At 64.3% G+C, this 14,863-nt stretch carries 13 protein-coding genes; 4 read left to right on the forward strand and 9 right to left on the reverse strand.

Annotated features, from left to right (window positions below; genetic code table 11):
* Positions 1-4: 4 nt before the first annotated feature.
* Entirely contained in the window at positions 5-907 is a 903-nt protein-coding gene (locus ABVK50_RS27390) for a hypothetical protein (RefSeq protein ID WP_353643588.1), read from the forward strand.
* Between the two features lie 56 nt (positions 908-963).
* Here ABVK50_RS27390 and ABVK50_RS27395 read toward each other — a convergent pair whose 3' ends face one another.
* From ABVK50_RS27395 to ubiE, 8 genes are all read right to left on the reverse strand, one after another.
* Positions 964-1,995 (reverse strand): histone deacetylase family protein, encoded by a 1,032-nt coding sequence (locus ABVK50_RS27395; RefSeq protein ID WP_353643587.1) that lies wholly within the window; start codon positions 1,993-1,995, stop codon positions 964-966.
* 4 nt (positions 1,996-1,999) lie between these two features.
* The gene (locus ABVK50_RS27400) at positions 2,000-2,491 is read right to left on the reverse strand and encodes a GNAT family N-acetyltransferase (RefSeq protein ID WP_353643586.1); all 492 of its coding nucleotides are present in this window, start codon (positions 2,489-2,491) and stop codon (positions 2,000-2,002) included.
* A gap of 3 nt (positions 2,492-2,494) precedes the next feature.
* Complete coding sequence (locus ABVK50_RS27405; RefSeq protein ID WP_353645786.1) at positions 2,495-3,364, reverse strand: 3-keto-5-aminohexanoate cleavage protein; 870 nt, start codon at positions 3,362-3,364, stop codon at positions 2,495-2,497.
* An 85-nt stretch (positions 3,365-3,449) separates the two neighbouring features.
* Positions 3,450-4,838 (reverse strand): aspartate aminotransferase family protein, encoded by a 1,389-nt coding sequence (locus ABVK50_RS27410; RefSeq protein ID WP_353643585.1) that lies wholly within the window; start codon positions 4,836-4,838, stop codon positions 3,450-3,452.
* 20 nt (positions 4,839-4,858) lie between these two features.
* The gene (locus tag ABVK50_RS27415) at positions 4,859-6,496 is read right to left on the reverse strand and encodes a N,N-dimethylformamidase beta subunit family domain-containing protein (RefSeq protein ID WP_353643584.1); all 1,638 of its coding nucleotides are present in this window, start codon (positions 6,494-6,496) and stop codon (positions 4,859-4,861) included.
* A gap of 104 nt (positions 6,497-6,600) precedes the next feature.
* Positions 6,601-7,818, reverse strand: a complete 1,218-nt coding sequence (coaBC, locus tag ABVK50_RS27420) for a bifunctional phosphopantothenoylcysteine decarboxylase/phosphopantothenate--cysteine ligase CoaBC (protein WP_353645785.1) — start codon at positions 7,816-7,818, stop codon at positions 6,601-6,603.
* Between the two features lie 308 nt (positions 7,819-8,126).
* Positions 8,127-9,701, reverse strand: a complete 1,575-nt coding sequence (gene ubiB, locus ABVK50_RS27425; RefSeq protein WP_353643583.1) for a 2-polyprenylphenol 6-hydroxylase — start codon at positions 9,699-9,701, stop codon at positions 8,127-8,129.
* Between the two features lie 13 nt (positions 9,702-9,714).
* Positions 9,715-10,491, reverse strand: a complete 777-nt coding sequence (ubiE, locus tag ABVK50_RS27430) for a bifunctional demethylmenaquinone methyltransferase/2-methoxy-6-polyprenyl-1,4-benzoquinol methylase UbiE (protein WP_353643582.1) — start codon at positions 10,489-10,491, stop codon at positions 9,715-9,717.
* A gap of 115 nt (positions 10,492-10,606) precedes the next feature.
* Here ubiE and ABVK50_RS27435 point away from each other — a divergent pair, with 115 nt between their 5' ends.
* The 3 genes from ABVK50_RS27435 (at position 10,607) to ABVK50_RS27445 (ending at position 13,510) form a co-directional block, all read left to right on the forward strand.
* Complete coding sequence (locus ABVK50_RS27435) at positions 10,607-11,581, forward strand: adenosine deaminase (protein WP_353643581.1); 975 nt, start codon at positions 10,607-10,609, stop codon at positions 11,579-11,581.
* 99 nt (positions 11,582-11,680) lie between these two features.
* Complete coding sequence (gene upp / locus ABVK50_RS27440; protein WP_353643580.1) at positions 11,681-12,307, forward strand: uracil phosphoribosyltransferase; 627 nt, start codon at positions 11,681-11,683, stop codon at positions 12,305-12,307.
* Positions 12,308-12,949: 642 nt separating this feature from the next.
* On the forward strand, positions 12,950-13,510 hold the full coding sequence (locus ABVK50_RS27445) for a TIGR02281 family clan AA aspartic protease (RefSeq protein WP_353645784.1): 561 nt from the start codon (positions 12,950-12,952) through the stop codon (positions 13,508-13,510).
* Between the two features lie 6 nt (positions 13,511-13,516).
* On the opposite strand, the gene deoA is transcribed toward ABVK50_RS27445, so the two are convergent.
* Positions 13,517-14,836, reverse strand: a complete 1,320-nt coding sequence (gene deoA, locus ABVK50_RS27450; RefSeq protein WP_353643579.1) for a thymidine phosphorylase — start codon at positions 14,834-14,836, stop codon at positions 13,517-13,519.
* Positions 14,837-14,863: the final 27 nt, after the last annotated feature.

The raw sequence follows: 14,863 nt of genomic DNA on the forward strand, positions 1-14,863 counted from the left end.
TTCGATGGCCACTTCCGACTCTCCCCTGATATCGGTCGGCGGCGTGCAAGCCGACGAAACTTCCTACGTCGACTGGCCGGCGATCTTTGCCGGCACAATATTCGCCACCGCCATTTCATTCGTCCTGCTGACATTCGGCTCGGCGCTCGGCTTGTCCTTCGCCTCGCCCTATGAAGGCAGAGGCATGACGCTGTTCTGGTTCTCGATCGCCGCCGCGCTGTGGCTTCTCTGGGTCCAGATTTCCAGTTTCATCGCCGGCGGTTACCTTACCGGCCGGCTGCGCCGACGAAAGCACGACGCGACGGAAGACGAATCCGACATTCGCGACGGCTCGCACGGACTTATCGTATGGGCGCTCGGCGCTCTGATCAGCGCCTTCATCGCAATATGGGGCATAAGCGGCGTGGCGAGCACTGCCGCCACGTCGGTCAGCACGATCGCGGGAGGCGCGGCCAGCGGTGCGGGCGCTGCGGCCGAGGGCGAAGACCCTCTGTCGGGCACCTACGACCTTCTGGTCGACAGGTTCCTGCGTCCGGGAGATCCCGCCGCACCGCCGGTAAGCGCGGAAGCACGTGACGAAATAGGCCGCGTGCTCGTCATCGCTGTATCGGACGGCGCGCTGAACGACGCCGACCGGCAATATCTGACGACAACCATCGCCGCCCGCGCAGGCCTGGACGAGGCGCAGGCGCAGCAGCGCGTCGATGCGCTGCTGGCCGATGCGCAGGCGGCTGAAGCGGAAGCGAGGCAGGCGGCCGAAACGGCGCGCAAAGTGGCGATGATCGCGGCCTTCGTCACCGCCGCCTCGTTTCTGGTCAGCGCGGTAGGCGCCTACTACGGCGCAACGCTGGGCGGCAAGCACCGCGACAACCAGATCGTCTTCGCCGACTGGCGGCGGCCTTGGTAGCCCGTTTGGGCGGGTGAACGGGTCGCGCCCTTAACCGGGCGCGGCCCATTCTGGCTTCAGGACCTGCCAGCGTCCGCGTAACCGCCAAGAAACGCGGTCAGATTGTCGCTCAGCGCGTCGCAGAGATAGCCGCCTTCCTGGACGATGACGGTCGGCTGGCCGAGCTTTGCAATAGCTTCCGCGATCCGCGAAAATCCAGGCGTCGTCACAGATAGCCCGCCGAAGGGGTCGCCTTCGAAGGCGTCCAGCCCGAGCGCCACCACCAATGCGTCCGGTGAAAAGGCGCGGATGCGCCGGATGGCAATCTCGAGCGCTTCCAAAAATTGTTCGTCGCCTGATTTGCGGGCAAGCGGCAGGTTGAGATTGTAGCCGAGCCCCGGCCCCTCGCCGCGCTCGTCGGCATGGCCCCAGAAGAACGGATAGAAGCGGACTGGATCGGCATGGATCGAGACCGTCAGTACATCGGGCCGGGCATAGAAGATACCCTGCGTGCCGTTGCCGTGGTGCAGGTCGACATCGAGAATGGCGACGCGCGCTGCCTGTCTGCGAAGATGCTGTGCTGCGACCGCCGAATTGTTGATGAAGCAGAAGCCGCCGGCGACATCGGCGAAAGCATGATGGCCGGGCGGGCGGCAGAGCGCATAGGCGGCTGGGGCGCCGGAGATCACCGCTACGGCTGCCTCGACCGCAGACCATGCGCTCCAGCAGGCGCTCTCGAAGGTTTCGGCCGAGATCGGGCAGGCCGTGTCGGCCATGTGGTAGCCGGCCTGACCCACGGCCGAGGCGGGATAGCTGCCGCCGCGGGCGATCGGATGAATGTTCGGGATAACCTCGTCCGACGCTCCCTCAATGCGCCGCCAACGCACGAAGATGTTTTCGAGGAACTCCAGATATTCCGGCGTATGGACAGCGGCGATCGGCGCAAGGCCGAAATCGCGCGGGCGAAGGATTTCGCAACCCGCTGCACGCGCCCCGGCAAGCAGCCGCTCGACGCGCTCCGGCTTTTCCGGATTGGGCTGGGCTGCACCGCTGGACAAGAACGCCTTCGGGTCGTGGCGCTTCTGTTCGTCGGCAAAGTAGGCTTTCATGTGCTTACCCCTCGTGATCGCCGGCGTCGGCGAGCGCGTCGAAATCCTCGCGGTAGGCCGTGTATATCTGCTCGGCGTCGGAAAGACGAAGTCCGATGCGTTCGTAAAATGCCCGGGCGCGGCGGTTGCCGGTATCGACCGAGAGGCGAATGTAGCGGCCGCCGCGCGCTCGTGTCACCGCTGCCAGCCCCTTCAGCAGCTTTTCGCCGACGCCATGCCCGCGAAACTCCTCCGCCACGAACAGGTCCTGCACATATACGCCCGGGCGACCGTGCCATGTCGAGAAACTCGGGAAGAAAAGACAGAGGCCGGCGAAGGCGCCATCGACTTCCGCAATCAGCGCCTCGAACGCCGGGTTCGGGCCGAAACCGAAGCGGCGTATGTCGTCCGGCGTGCTTTTCACCTTGTGCAACTCATCCACCGCCTGGGCGATGCCGAGGATCGCCGCGTGGATCGCGTCGGCGTCGTCGATGGTCGCGGGGCGGATGCGGATCATCGCCTAAAACGCCACCCGGTCGCCGCCCTTGAGCGCCAGCATCTCGCGCGCCTCGGCCGGCGTCGCTATCTCCAGCGACAGCGCCTCCAGAATGGTGCGGATGCGCCTGACCTGGTCGGCGTTCGACTTCGCCAGTTCGCGCCCGTCGTAGAGCGAATCCTCCAAGCCGACGCGCACATTGCCGCCCATGGCGGCCGCGATCGACAGCATCGGCATCTGGTGTCGCCCGGCAGCGAGCACCGAGAATTCATAGTCGGCGCCGAACAGCTTGTCGGCTATCCGCTTCATGTGCGTCAGGTTTTCCGGGTCGGCGCCGATGCCGCCGAGGATGCCGAACACGAACTGAATGAACAGCGGCCCGGAAACCAGCCCGCGATCGCGAAAATGAGCCAGCGAATAGAGGTGGCCGACATCGTAGCACTCGAACTCGAAGCGTGTGCCGCAACCGCGGCCGAGCGTTTCCAGCACCGTCTCCATGTCGGCGAAAGTATTCTTGAAGATCGTGTCGCGCGTGGCTTCGAGCAGCTTGGGCTCCCAGTCGTGCTTCCATTCCCTCGGCCTGTCGAGTATTGGAAAAAGCGCGAAATTCATCGAGCCCATGTTGAGCGAGCACATTTCGGGCGCGGCCTTGAGCGGGGCGGCCAGGCGCTGGTCAAGCGTCATCAGCGACGAGCCGCCGGTGGTGATGTTGATGACTGCGTCGGTCGCCTGCTTGATGCGCGGCAGGAATTGCATGAATACTTCTGGGTCGGCGGTCGGGTGGCCGTCCTTCGGATCGCGGGCGTGGAGATGCAGGATCGACGCTCCGGCTTCCGCGGCCGCGATCGCCTCCGACGCGATCTGGTCGGGCGTCACCGGCAGATAGGGGCTCATGGACGGTGTGTGCACCGAGCCTGTCACCGCGCAAGTGATGACGACTTTCTTCCGAGACTTCTTGTTTTCCGCCACGCGGGTCTCCTCAGCCGTTCACGGGAAGGTCGAGTTCGGCCGCCAGCGCGGCGAGCGAATCATCGAGAACACCGATCACCTCGCGGACCTGCCCGGCCGTGATGATGAGCGGCGGTGCGAGCATGAAATTGTCCGCCTCGACGCCGTCGCCGCGGATGCGCCGTGAGTAGATGATCATTCCGCGCTCATAGGCGAGATCCACCAGCCGCTGGTTGGCTTTCGCGGCCGGCGGCAGCGGCGCCAATGTCTCGGGATCGATGACGAGGTTCGCGCCGAGCAGGAGCCCCTTGCCGCGCACATTGACGACGAAGGGATAGCGTTCGGCAAGCACCTCCAGCTCCTGTTTCAGGAGATCGCCCATCGCCGCGGCGTTGGCGATGCAGCCCAGCCGCTCCATCTCGTCGAGCACGGCGAGGCCGGCCGCGCAGGAGAGCGGGTTGCCGGCATAGGTATAGCCATGCTGGAAGCCGCCGGAATCGAGCACCGGCCCGACCAGTCGCCTGGAGGCGGCCATGGCCCCTAGCGGCGCGTAGCCGGAGCCGATGCCTTTCGACATGGCGACGATGTCAGGCCGGCAATTCCAGTGATCACCGCCGAGATATTTGCCGGTGCGTCCCGCCCCGGTCATCACTTCGTCATGGATCAGCAAGATGCCGTATTTGTCACAAATCTCGCGGATGCGCGGAAAATAGCTGTCGGGCGGAACGAGCGCGGCGGTGGCTGCGCCGCCGATCGGCTCCATGATGAAAGCGAGCACGCTTTCGGGGCCCTCGGCGAGGATCTTCTCCTCCAGCATGTCGGCATAGCGCAGGCCGCGCTGTTCCATGGAAAGATTGTCGCGGTCGCGATAGGCGCTCGGCGACGGGATCTTCGGCATGGTGCGCGTCTGCGGCGCGAAGGTTTCGGTCAGCGCCAGGTCGCCGGTCACCGCAAGCGAGCCGGTGGTGCCCCCATGATAGGAGGGAAAGCGCGAAATCACCTTCCAGCGGCTCGGTTGACTTGTCGCTACGGCCCACTGTCTGGCGAGCTTGATCGCCGATTCCACCGCCTCCGAGCCGCCGGAGACGAAAAAAATCCGGTCGAGATCGCCGGGCATCTTTTCCGCCATGCGCGTGGCAAGCTCTTCGGCCGGCTCGTTCTCGAAATGCAGCCGGTAGGCGAAGGTGACGCGGTCCATCTGCCGCTTCATGGCGTCGAGCACGTTGCGATTGCCGTGGCCGAGATTCACCACCATGGCGCCGCTGGAGCCGTCAATCAGGCGCTTACCGCTCTGGTCCCAGAGATAGATGCCCTCGCCGCGGTCGACCAGCGGGCGGCGCAGGCGGGTCATGTAGAAGAGATTGGACGGGCGGCGGTTTTCGCCTGCGTCCGAAACCTGCGTCATAAGCGGCTTTGACATGATCTGCGCGTGCCTTGGTTCTAGCGATCGAGGAAACGGTCTAGCACATTGGCGGTGACGCGCTCGACCATTGCGTCGCACCTCAGAAGCCCGGCAACCCATTCGCAGCTTCCGGCGTGAAAAACCTCGCCCTTTCCGCGCCTGAAATTGACGATCATGCCGTTGCTGTAACGGACCTTTTCCAGGTTCTCGTCGCTGGCGTCGCCGTAAAGCGTCTCGGCGATGAAGCGGCCGTCCTCGTCGCCGAAGAACTGATCCTCCGGCTGGAGAAAATCCGCCTCCTCGACCTGGCTCGCCATGCCCATCGCCAGGATTTCGAGCCCATCCGGCGCGCCGCTGATAGCCGTGGGATATGGGCGGCCGTTGCGGATTTCGTAGTCCAGTCCGTCGACCTCGTAGCCGTAGATATGGCTGTCGGCGCCCAGTAGATCGCCGTAGAACAGTCCCGTACCGGCGAAAGCCCAGTGCTCGGGCCGGTAGATCGGGAAGCCGCGGACGCCGCGCGGCGCGCAACCGCCCCAGCCTGCATAAACCCCCTTGGTGGAGTTGAGGCCGAAGGTTTGCGCTCCCGGCCGGCCGATTTCGGGAGCCTCCCAGGAATTGGTGGCGCGCGCCACGTCGCCGCCGCGATAGGCGGGGTCTTCGGCGCGGGCGCGGTATTTGTAACAAACCTGCCGGCGACCCTCGTCCTCCAGCCTGGTCTGCCACATGAAATTGCCGGCGAAGCGGGCAGCGCGGCCGCCGCGCTCGACATAGGCGTCGGCGGCGTCGCGCATCTCCCAGGTCCAGTATTCGTCGTGCCCGACGAAAACGACGCAATCATAACCGTCGAGGATTTCGGGAGCGAAGTGCAGTTCGTGCTGGCTGGCCAGGTCGATCGCATAGCCGGCGCGCTCGGCCCAGCGGAAGAAATGGCTGTCGTAGCTCGCCCAGCCCGCCGAGGCATATTTCTTGGAATGGCCGGTGGCGAGCGCCCACTCCATATGCGGATAGCGCGGCACGGTCTTCTGCGGCATCGACACTTCCAGCGGTACACGTGGTGCGTCAGGCGGCAGCACGACGAAACCGCGGCACCACGGGCGCTGTGTCGAGACCATTCTTGCATACTGGTCGCGATTGGTGCCGGTGATGCCGTCATAGGCGTTCGAACCGCCCCAGCTGTTGTAGGCGGTCCAGGTTCCCGTCGCGGCGACCTGCAGGATGCGGCCAAGCTTGCGGCCGGGAAGCGGGCGGACGATGAAGAGATGATGGCAACGGATCGGATTGCCGTTCCGGCCTTCGGCGGTCAGCGTGACGCGATATGCGCCGGACGGCCAGCTTTCCTCGATGCGGAACTCGAAACTCGCCTGCCAGCCGCAGCCTTCAACCGAGCACTGGTCCGGTGTGTCCTGCCAGCGCGCCGCCAGATTTCGACACGTAAGAACCAGCGTCTCGACACCGCCGTCGCGCGCGACTTCCATGCCGAAATCCGGCGCGGTGGAGCTGACGTGCAGCGATACCGTCTCTCCCGGCGCATAGGAGAAGCGGTCAGTGTAGCACCAGACCTCGCCGCGATCCCCGTCCATGCCGGGATATTCGTAGTAGTTTCCGCGAACGGCGAACCGGCGCTGTTCAGGCGTCAGGCCGAAATCGGGAAATACGCTCTGCGGCTGGTGCATGGTTGTCCGTCACTCGGAAGCGGCGATTGCCTCGCCAGATGGCGCTTACGAAAACCGGAAGCCCCCCGGTAGATGCAGATCGCGCCAAGCACAGAGGCAGGCTATCACACCTCGATGGTCTTCAGGCGTTCGGCAACCAGCGCCGCCAGCCTTTCGGCGACTTCATGCTTGTCCATTTCGGGCCATTCCTCCACGCCCGCCTTCGACACGATCCTGACTCGGTTGCGATCGCCGCCCATAACGCCGCCTTCCGGCGAAACATCGTTGGCGACGATGAAATCCGCGCCTTTCTTCTTCAGCTTGGCCTCGGCGTTCTTCAACACGTCCTGGGTCTCGGCGGCAAAGCCGACCACGAAATAGGGTCGCCTGGCATGATGGCCGACGCCGGCCAAAATGTCCGGGTTTTCGACCATCTGCAGCGCCGGAGGCCCTTCGCCGGCTTTCTTCTTGATCTTTTCGCCGGCCGAATTTTCGGTCCGCCAGTCGGCGACGGCCGCGACGAACACCGCGGCGTCGGCCGGCAGGAGATTTTCCACGGCGTCGTTCATCTCACGCGCCGTCTCGACATGCAGCGTGACGACGCCGGCGGGATCGGAAATCGCCACCGGCCCGGAGACCAGCCGCACATCGGCGCCGAGCCTGGCCAGCGCCGCAGCGATAGCGTGGCCCTGCTTGCCCGACGAACGGTTGGCGATGTAGCGCACCGGGTCGATCGGCTCGTGAGTGGGGCCGGAGGTGACGATGATTTTTCTCCCCGCCAGCGGCTTCGGGCGCTGGTCGAGCATCGCCTCGACCGCCGCGACAATCTCCAGCGGCTCGGCCATGCGGCCTTCGCCAGCCTCGTTGCGCTCCGCCATCTCACCCCTGGCCGGACCGACGAACCTGATGCCATCCTTCTCCAGCGTGGCGCGGTTGCGGCGGGTCGCCGGATGCGCCCACATTTTCGGGTTCATCGCCGGCGCCATCAGCACTTTCTTGTCCGTTGCAAGCAGCACGGTTGAGGCCAGGTCGCTGGCCAGACCGGAAGCGAGCTTCGCCATCAGGTCGGCCGTCGCGGGCGCAACGACCAGCAGGTCTGCCTCACGCGAAAGTCGGATATGGCCGACATCGTGCTCATCCTGCCGGTCGAAGAGGTCGGTGAATACGTGATCGGCCGTCAGCGCTCCGACCGACAGTGGCGTGATGAATTCCTTGGCGGCGGCAGTCATGACGCAGCGAACCGAAGCGCCGCGCTCGCGCAGGCGGCGGATCAGATCGAGGCATTTGTAGGCGGCAATGCCGCCGCCGATGATCAGGAGAATGCGCTTGCCGGAGAGGGGCATGCGGGCCTCGTCTTCGATATACGACCACAATTCATCCGAAGCCGCCTTTTGATCAAACTCACTCTCAGGTTTGACGCCCAGCGCCAGAATATCCTCCACCGAAATTCCTCGACGTTCGGCAGGCACCGACACGGTGTCCGCAATGAGATCTCGCAGATGCTGCTCCATCGAGACACCACGCGCCGCCGCACGCTTTCGAAGCTCCAGCTTTATGGAATCGTCGATATTCCTGACGGTCAAAGCGCCCATTCATACCTCCTGCGGAGATAGTAGCCGAGAGCCTCATGCTGTCAATGCAAGCATTGCAATCACGCCAACTTCCAGGCGATCCACAGCAGCGTCAGCGCTATCACCCAGAGCGCCACGCGGCCGGAGCGGGTGTGGCGAGCCTCGGCCTTGCCGATGGCGTTTGCGGTCGCCGGATCGAAGCGCAGGCCGTGCTCGGCCATCAGGTCGATCTCACGCGACAGGCGCTCGGTGCGGGCGGCGAGGTCGGGCGCCTGCCGGGCGAGCGCCATTAGTGCATTCACGCCATCGCGTGCACCCGTCAGCATGCCGCGCGGCCCGAGATTGTCCTTGATCCAGTGCCCGACCACCGGTTCGGCCGTCTTCCACATATTGAAGGCGGGGTCGAGCGTGCGCGCCACGCCCTCGACGACGACCATGGTCTTTTGCAAGAGCACCAGTTCGGGCCGGGTTGCCATATCGAAGATCTCGGTGACCTCGAACAGCAGCGACAGGAGCCGCGCCATGGAAATGGTTTCGGCGGGCTGGCCATGGATCGGCTCGCCGATTGCCCGGATGGCTTGCGCGAAGGCGGCGACATTGTAGTGGCGGGGCACATAACCGGCTTCGAAATGCACCTCGGCGACACGGAAATAGTCGCGGATGATGAAGCCGTACAGGATTTCCGCCAGGAAGCGCCGCTCCTTCTTGTCGAGGCGGCCGGCTATGCCGAGATCAACCGCAACGATGGTGCCGTCGTCTTCGACGAACAGATTTCCCGGATGCATGTCGGCATGGAAGAAGCCGTCGCGCAGCGTGTGGCGCAGGAAGGACTGGACCAGGTTCGCCGCAATCAGCTTCAAATCGTGACCGGCGGCGCGCAGCGCCTCCAGATCGTTCATCTTGATGCCGTCGATCCACTCCATGGTGAGCACGTCGCGGCCGGTGCGCTCCCAATCGACGGACGGCACACGGAAACCCGGGTCGTTTTTCGTATTTTCGCCGAGTTCGGAAAGGGCGGCGGCCTCGAGCCGCAGGTCCATCTCGATCTGGGTGGTTTCGGCAAGCGTCTGCGTGACCTCGACGGGCCGCAGGCGGCGGGTATAGGGAATGTAGCGTTCCTGCAGCCTGGCGGCGAGGAAGAAGCTTTCGAGATCGCGGAAGAAGGCCTTTCGCACGCCGGGCCGTATCACCTTCACGGCAACCATCGACACATCATCGCTGTGGGCTACCTCGGCCCAGTGAACCTGGGCGATCGAGGCGGCGGCGACGGGATCGCCCAGACGGACGTAAAGATCGCCGACGGTACGGCCGAGCGACGCTTCGATCGCGACGATGGATTGCTCCTTCGGAAACGTCCGCATGCGATCCTGCAGGAGCGCGAGATCGACAGCGATGTCGTTGCCGACGACGTCCGGCCGGGTCGCCAGGAACTGGCCGAGCTTCACGTAGGATGGACCGAGGCGCGCAACCGCCTGCGCCAGCCTTTCGGAGCGGCCGCGGCCTATCGCCCGGCGCCGCGTCAAGAGCTTCGCCATTCGCCAGCCCAGTCGCGGCAGGCCATAGAGCTCGTCGCCCGGCAAGGCCGCTATCACGCCCTCGCGCGTCAGTATCCAGCCAGCCCAGACAAGCCTGAACGCCGCTCCAAGACTGCTCATGCAGATGCGTCCGTCACAGCTTCCAGCCCGAATGCAGCGCTGCGATGCCGCCGGAATAATTGCGCCATGTCACGCGGTCGAAGCCCGCGCGGCTGATCATCGAAGCAAAGTTCGCCTGGTTGGGGAATTTGCGGATCGATTCGACCAGGTAGGTATAGGGCTCGCCATCGCCGGCCACGACCTGGCCGATGCGCGGAATGGCGCTGAACGACCAGGCCTCGTAGATCCTGTCGAGCAGCGGCATCTCGACCTCGGAAAATTCCAGGCAGAGGAAGCGGCCGCCCGGCTTCAGCACGCGGAACCCTTCAGAGAAAGCGACCTCGATGCGCGGCACGTTGCGGATGCCGAAGGCGATCGTGTAAGCGTCGAACGTCTCGTCGGCGAAAGGCAGTTGCTCGGCATTCGCCTCGACAAAATCGGTGTTGGCTTGCAGCCCGCGCTTTGCGGCGCGCTCGCGGCCGACTGCCAGCATCGAGCCGTTGATGTCGAGCACCGTCGCATGGGCGTTGCCGTGCGAGGCGTCGATGATGCGGAAGGCGATGTCGCCTGTGCCGCCGGCAACGTCCAGCACTTTCCAGCCCGGCCGCTTCGGAGGATTGAGCCAGGAGACCAGCGCGTCCTTCCACAGGCGGTGCAGCCCGCCCGACATCAGATCGTTCATCAAATCATAGCGGCCGGCAACGCGATGAAACACGTCGTTGACCAGCGTCTGCTTCTCGCCGGCGCCCACATCCTTGAAACCGTAGGAGGTTTCCAAGCCGCCGGCGGCCGTTGTGCGCTGCTCTGACATTATTTCTGATCCGCCATAAAATCGGCCGGACCATAGCCGATCGGAATACCGGGCGCTATTGTTTAAGCCGCGATGAACAGCCGCGCTTGGGACGTCAGAGCACAAGGACCAGCGAATGCCTTTGAAAGCCGAATTGCACTGCCACATCGAAGGTGCGGCAGCACCCGAACTCGCGATCAGGCAGGCGCAGAAATACGGCAAGGATGCCTCTCCCTACATCCAGAACGGCTCCTTCGTCTGGCATGATTTCACCAGTTTCCTGCGGGCCTACGACTTTGCCGCCGACCTGTTCCGCACCGAGGACGACTATGCGCGGCTGTCGGAACATTACCTGACCAGCCTGGCGCGCGACGGCGCAATCTATTCCGAGATCTTCACCTCGCCCGACCATGCGATCAAGGCGGGCCTGTCGCCGCAGGCCTATACCGACGCGCTCGGCGAAGGCATAGCGCGGGCCAAGGCCAAGACCGGCATAGAAGGCCGGATGATCGTCACCGGCGTGCGGCATGTCGGCCTCGAATCGATCGAAGCTGCGGCGCGCTTCGCGGCGAAATGCGGCCATCCCCTGGTGACCGGCTTCGGCGTTGCCGGCGACGAGCGGAACGGCGACATCGAAGACTACGTACGCGCCTTCGAGATCGCGCGCGAGGCCGGTCTCGGCATCACCATCCATGCCGGCGAGTTCGGCGGCTGGGAAAGCGTGCAGGCTGCGCTCGACCACATCCGTCCTTCGCGCATAGGCCACGGAGTGCGCGCAATCGAAAACCCCGATCTGGTCAAGCGCATCGCCACCGAGGGCGTGGTGCTGGAATGCTGCCCCGGTTCGAACATCGCGCTGAAAGTATTCGCCAGCTTTGCCGAGCACCCGTTCCCCGCTTTGCGGGCGGCCGGCTGCAAGGTCACGCTCAATTCCGACGACCCGCCCTATTTCTGGACCACGTTGAAACGCGAATACGACATTGCGGCGGAACATTTCGGCATGAGCGACAAGGATCTCACGGCCGTGACGCGCACCGCGATCGAAGCGGCTTTCGTGGACAGGAAAACCAAGGCGCAGCTTCTTGCGCGGCTGAACACTGGCCAGCGCTGACGCCAATCGACAAAACTGTGGTCGGCCCGGACGAGGCGTTTCTTGCCGGCCGTGCAGTCTATAGTATCGCGTGGCAGCCGGAACTCAGGAGTAAGCATTATGGGCGTTACCGTCGTCGACCACCCGCTTGTCCAGCACAAGCTCACAATCATGCGCGACAAGGAAACGTCGACAGCGAGCTTCCGGCGGCTGCTGCGCGAGATCTCGCTGCTGCTGGGCTACGAGGTGACCCGCGACCTGGAGTTGACGACCAAGTCCATCGAGACGCCGATCGAGACGATGGAGGCGCCGATCTTGGAGGGCAAGAAGCTGGTCTTCGCCTCGGTGCTGCGCGCCGGCAACGGCCTGCTCGAAGGCCTGCTCGATCTGGTTCCGGCAGCGCGCGTCGCCCATATCGGCCTCTACCGCGACCATGAAACACTGGAGGCCGTCGAGTATTTCTTCAAGGCGCCGAGCGACCTTGCCGACCGGCTGGTGATCGTCGTCGACCCGATGCTGGCGACCGCCAATTCCGCCATCGCGGCGATCGAAAAGCTGAAGGGCCGCGGCGCGACCAATCTGCGCTATCTCTGCCTGCTCGCCGCTCCCGAGGGCATAGAGCGCTTCACCAAGGCTCATCCGGACGTCCAGGTCTATACCGCCTCGATAGACCGCCAGCTCAACGAAAAGGGCTATATTGTGCCGGGCCTCGGCGACGCCGGCGACCGGCTTTACGGGACGAAGTAGGCAAACGCATCGCAGCCGCAATTTGCGAAGCATGTACGTCCTCAAGCCCGGCATCAAGAAAAACCCCGAAAACGATGGGCCCTGCCGGACCGCATCTTCTTTGGTTACGGAGCCTGTCACATCCTTGCCGGCGTGTTCCTGGAGCAGCCGCCTCTTGAAGGATTTCATGCGGAACGGATTGTTCCAGCCGAGGGCTTTTGGGGTAACCATATTTACGTGACAAACGGCGTCATCGCTTTCGACCACCACGGCTATTCCAGGCGTGACCTACTCCTGCAGCATCATAGGAGAGGCTGGGCCTCGCGGAATGTCGGTTGGGACTGCGCGATCGAGCAGGTCGATTTCCATCTGCTCGATACGGTTGAACTGAACCAACGCCAGATGTTGGGTCCGGATCAATATTTACACGACGCCATCCCTCGAGCCTATCGGTTCATCCAGCGTATAGACCACCCCAAAGCCGCTGAACGAGCGCTCAGGACGACGTTGAACCCTGCGCCTGCCAGAGGACTCGAGCGGCGAGATTCTGCCTTCCAGCCCGAATGAGCTAGCGATCGGCTGCGTTCCGGAAAGCTTGACACTTCACGTTAAAGGCATGGTCACGGTTTCCGTCGCAGAATGAGCCCGAACCAGGGCGCGACCATGCTGCGGCAACTCATCATCCTCGGCGTCTGCGCCGGCACATCGATGCTGATCCCCGTTGCCTATCAGGCTAACCCGCAGGCCTTTCATGCCTTGCTGCGGCCCGGCGTGGACGACCCCAGCGCCACGCCCAAAGCCGCCGCCAACACTGTACGGCCGAAGACGCCTGCCCAGCCGGAAACCCTGACGGGCAGGAAGGTGCGGCTCACCGCCGATCCGCGCGGGCACTTCCTGGCCGACTTCAAGCTCAACGGCCGCCGGATCGAGGCGCTGGTCGATACCGGCGCAACCGCAGTGGCCATCAATGCCTCCACAGCGCGGCGCATCGGGCTTTCCCTGAAAAGCTCCGATTTCCGGCATTCCGTCAATACGGCCAATGGCGAGACCAGGGCGGCCGCCGTGATGATCGATCGCATCGAGATCGGCCGCATTTATCTCGAGAACATCGAAGCTGCTGTGCTCGATGACAAAGCGCTGTCGGGCACGCTGATCGGCATGAGCTTTCTCAAACGGCTGGGCAAATTCGAGATCGAGAACGGGACGCTGCTGCTGGTGCAGTGAGCCCGGCTAAATCCGTGCGCCGATCCGCCTGATCACCGCCTTCTGCAATGGCGGCTTTGTCTCGCCTATTGTATAAGCTGCCAAGATCGCGGCCGACGCCTGTTCCGCCTCGTCCTCCGATCTTGCATGGACCAGCGCCAGCGCCTCGCCGGCCTTCACCTCCGCGCCGACTGGAAGCAGCCGTGTGATGCCGACCGAATGGTCGACGCTGTCTTCCGGCCGTGTGCGGCCGCCGCCGAGCGTGACGACGGCGAGGCCGACCTCGCGGGTCGCCACGCCCGCGACATAGCCGTCGGTCGGCGCGCTAACCGCGCGTTCGACCTTCGCCTTGGGCAGATATTGCCGGCTTTTCTCGATGAAATCCGCCGGCCCGCCGAGTTCCGCCACCATACGCCCGAAGGTCTCCGCAGCCTTGCCGCTCTGCAGCACCCGGGAGGCGCGCTCAATGCCTTCGCGATTGGATCCGGCGATGCCGGCAGCCTGTAGCATCTCGGCGGCGAGTTCCAGCGTCACCTCCTCCAGCCGCCCGTCGCGGACGCGCCCGGTCACGAAATCCACAGCGTTTCCGACCTCGACGGCATTGCCGGCAGCCGAGGCCAGCGGCTCGTTCATACCGGTGATCAGCGCCGACGTTTTCAGGCCCGCGCCATTGGCCACCTCGACGAGGCTGGTGGCGAGCGTGGTTGCATCGCGCGACTTCGCCATGAAGGCGCCATTGCCGAGCTTGACGTCGAGCACCAGCGACTGCAGCCCGGCGGCGAGCTTCTTCGACAGGATGGACGCCGTGATCAGCGGCACGGATTCGACCGTCGCGGTTACGTCGCGGATGGCGTAGAGCCGCTTGTCGGCGGGCGCCAAATCGGCGGTCTGCCCGATAATGGCGCAGCCCGCCGACAGGACCGCCTTTCGCAGCAGTCTTATGTCGGGCTGGGTCGTGTAGCCGGGGATGGAATCCATCTTGTCGAGCGTGCCGCCGGTATGGCCGAGGCCGCGGCCGGAAATCATCGGCACATAGGCGCCGCAGGCGGCCACGATCGGCGCCAGCATCAGCGAGACATTGTCCCCGACGCCGCCGGTCGAATGTTTGTCGGTCACCGGGCCGGGCAGGTCGGACCAGTCAAGCACTTCGCCGGAATCGCGCATTGCCAGCGTCAGCGCGACCGCCTCTTCGCGGCTCATGCCGTTGAAGAAGATGGCCATCGCCAGCGCAGCGGCCTGGCCCTCGGAAACCGTGCCGGAGGTGACGCCGGCGATGAAGCCGGCGATCTCCTCGGATGTGAGCGGCTGGTCGTCACGCTTTCGGCGGATGATTTCCTGGGGAAGCATGGCTCAGCGCCCACGGGTAGCCAACCG

Source organism: Mesorhizobium sp. WSM2240 (genome assembly GCF_040438645.1).
Lineage (GTDB): Bacteria > Pseudomonadota > Alphaproteobacteria > Rhizobiales > Rhizobiaceae > Allomesorhizobium.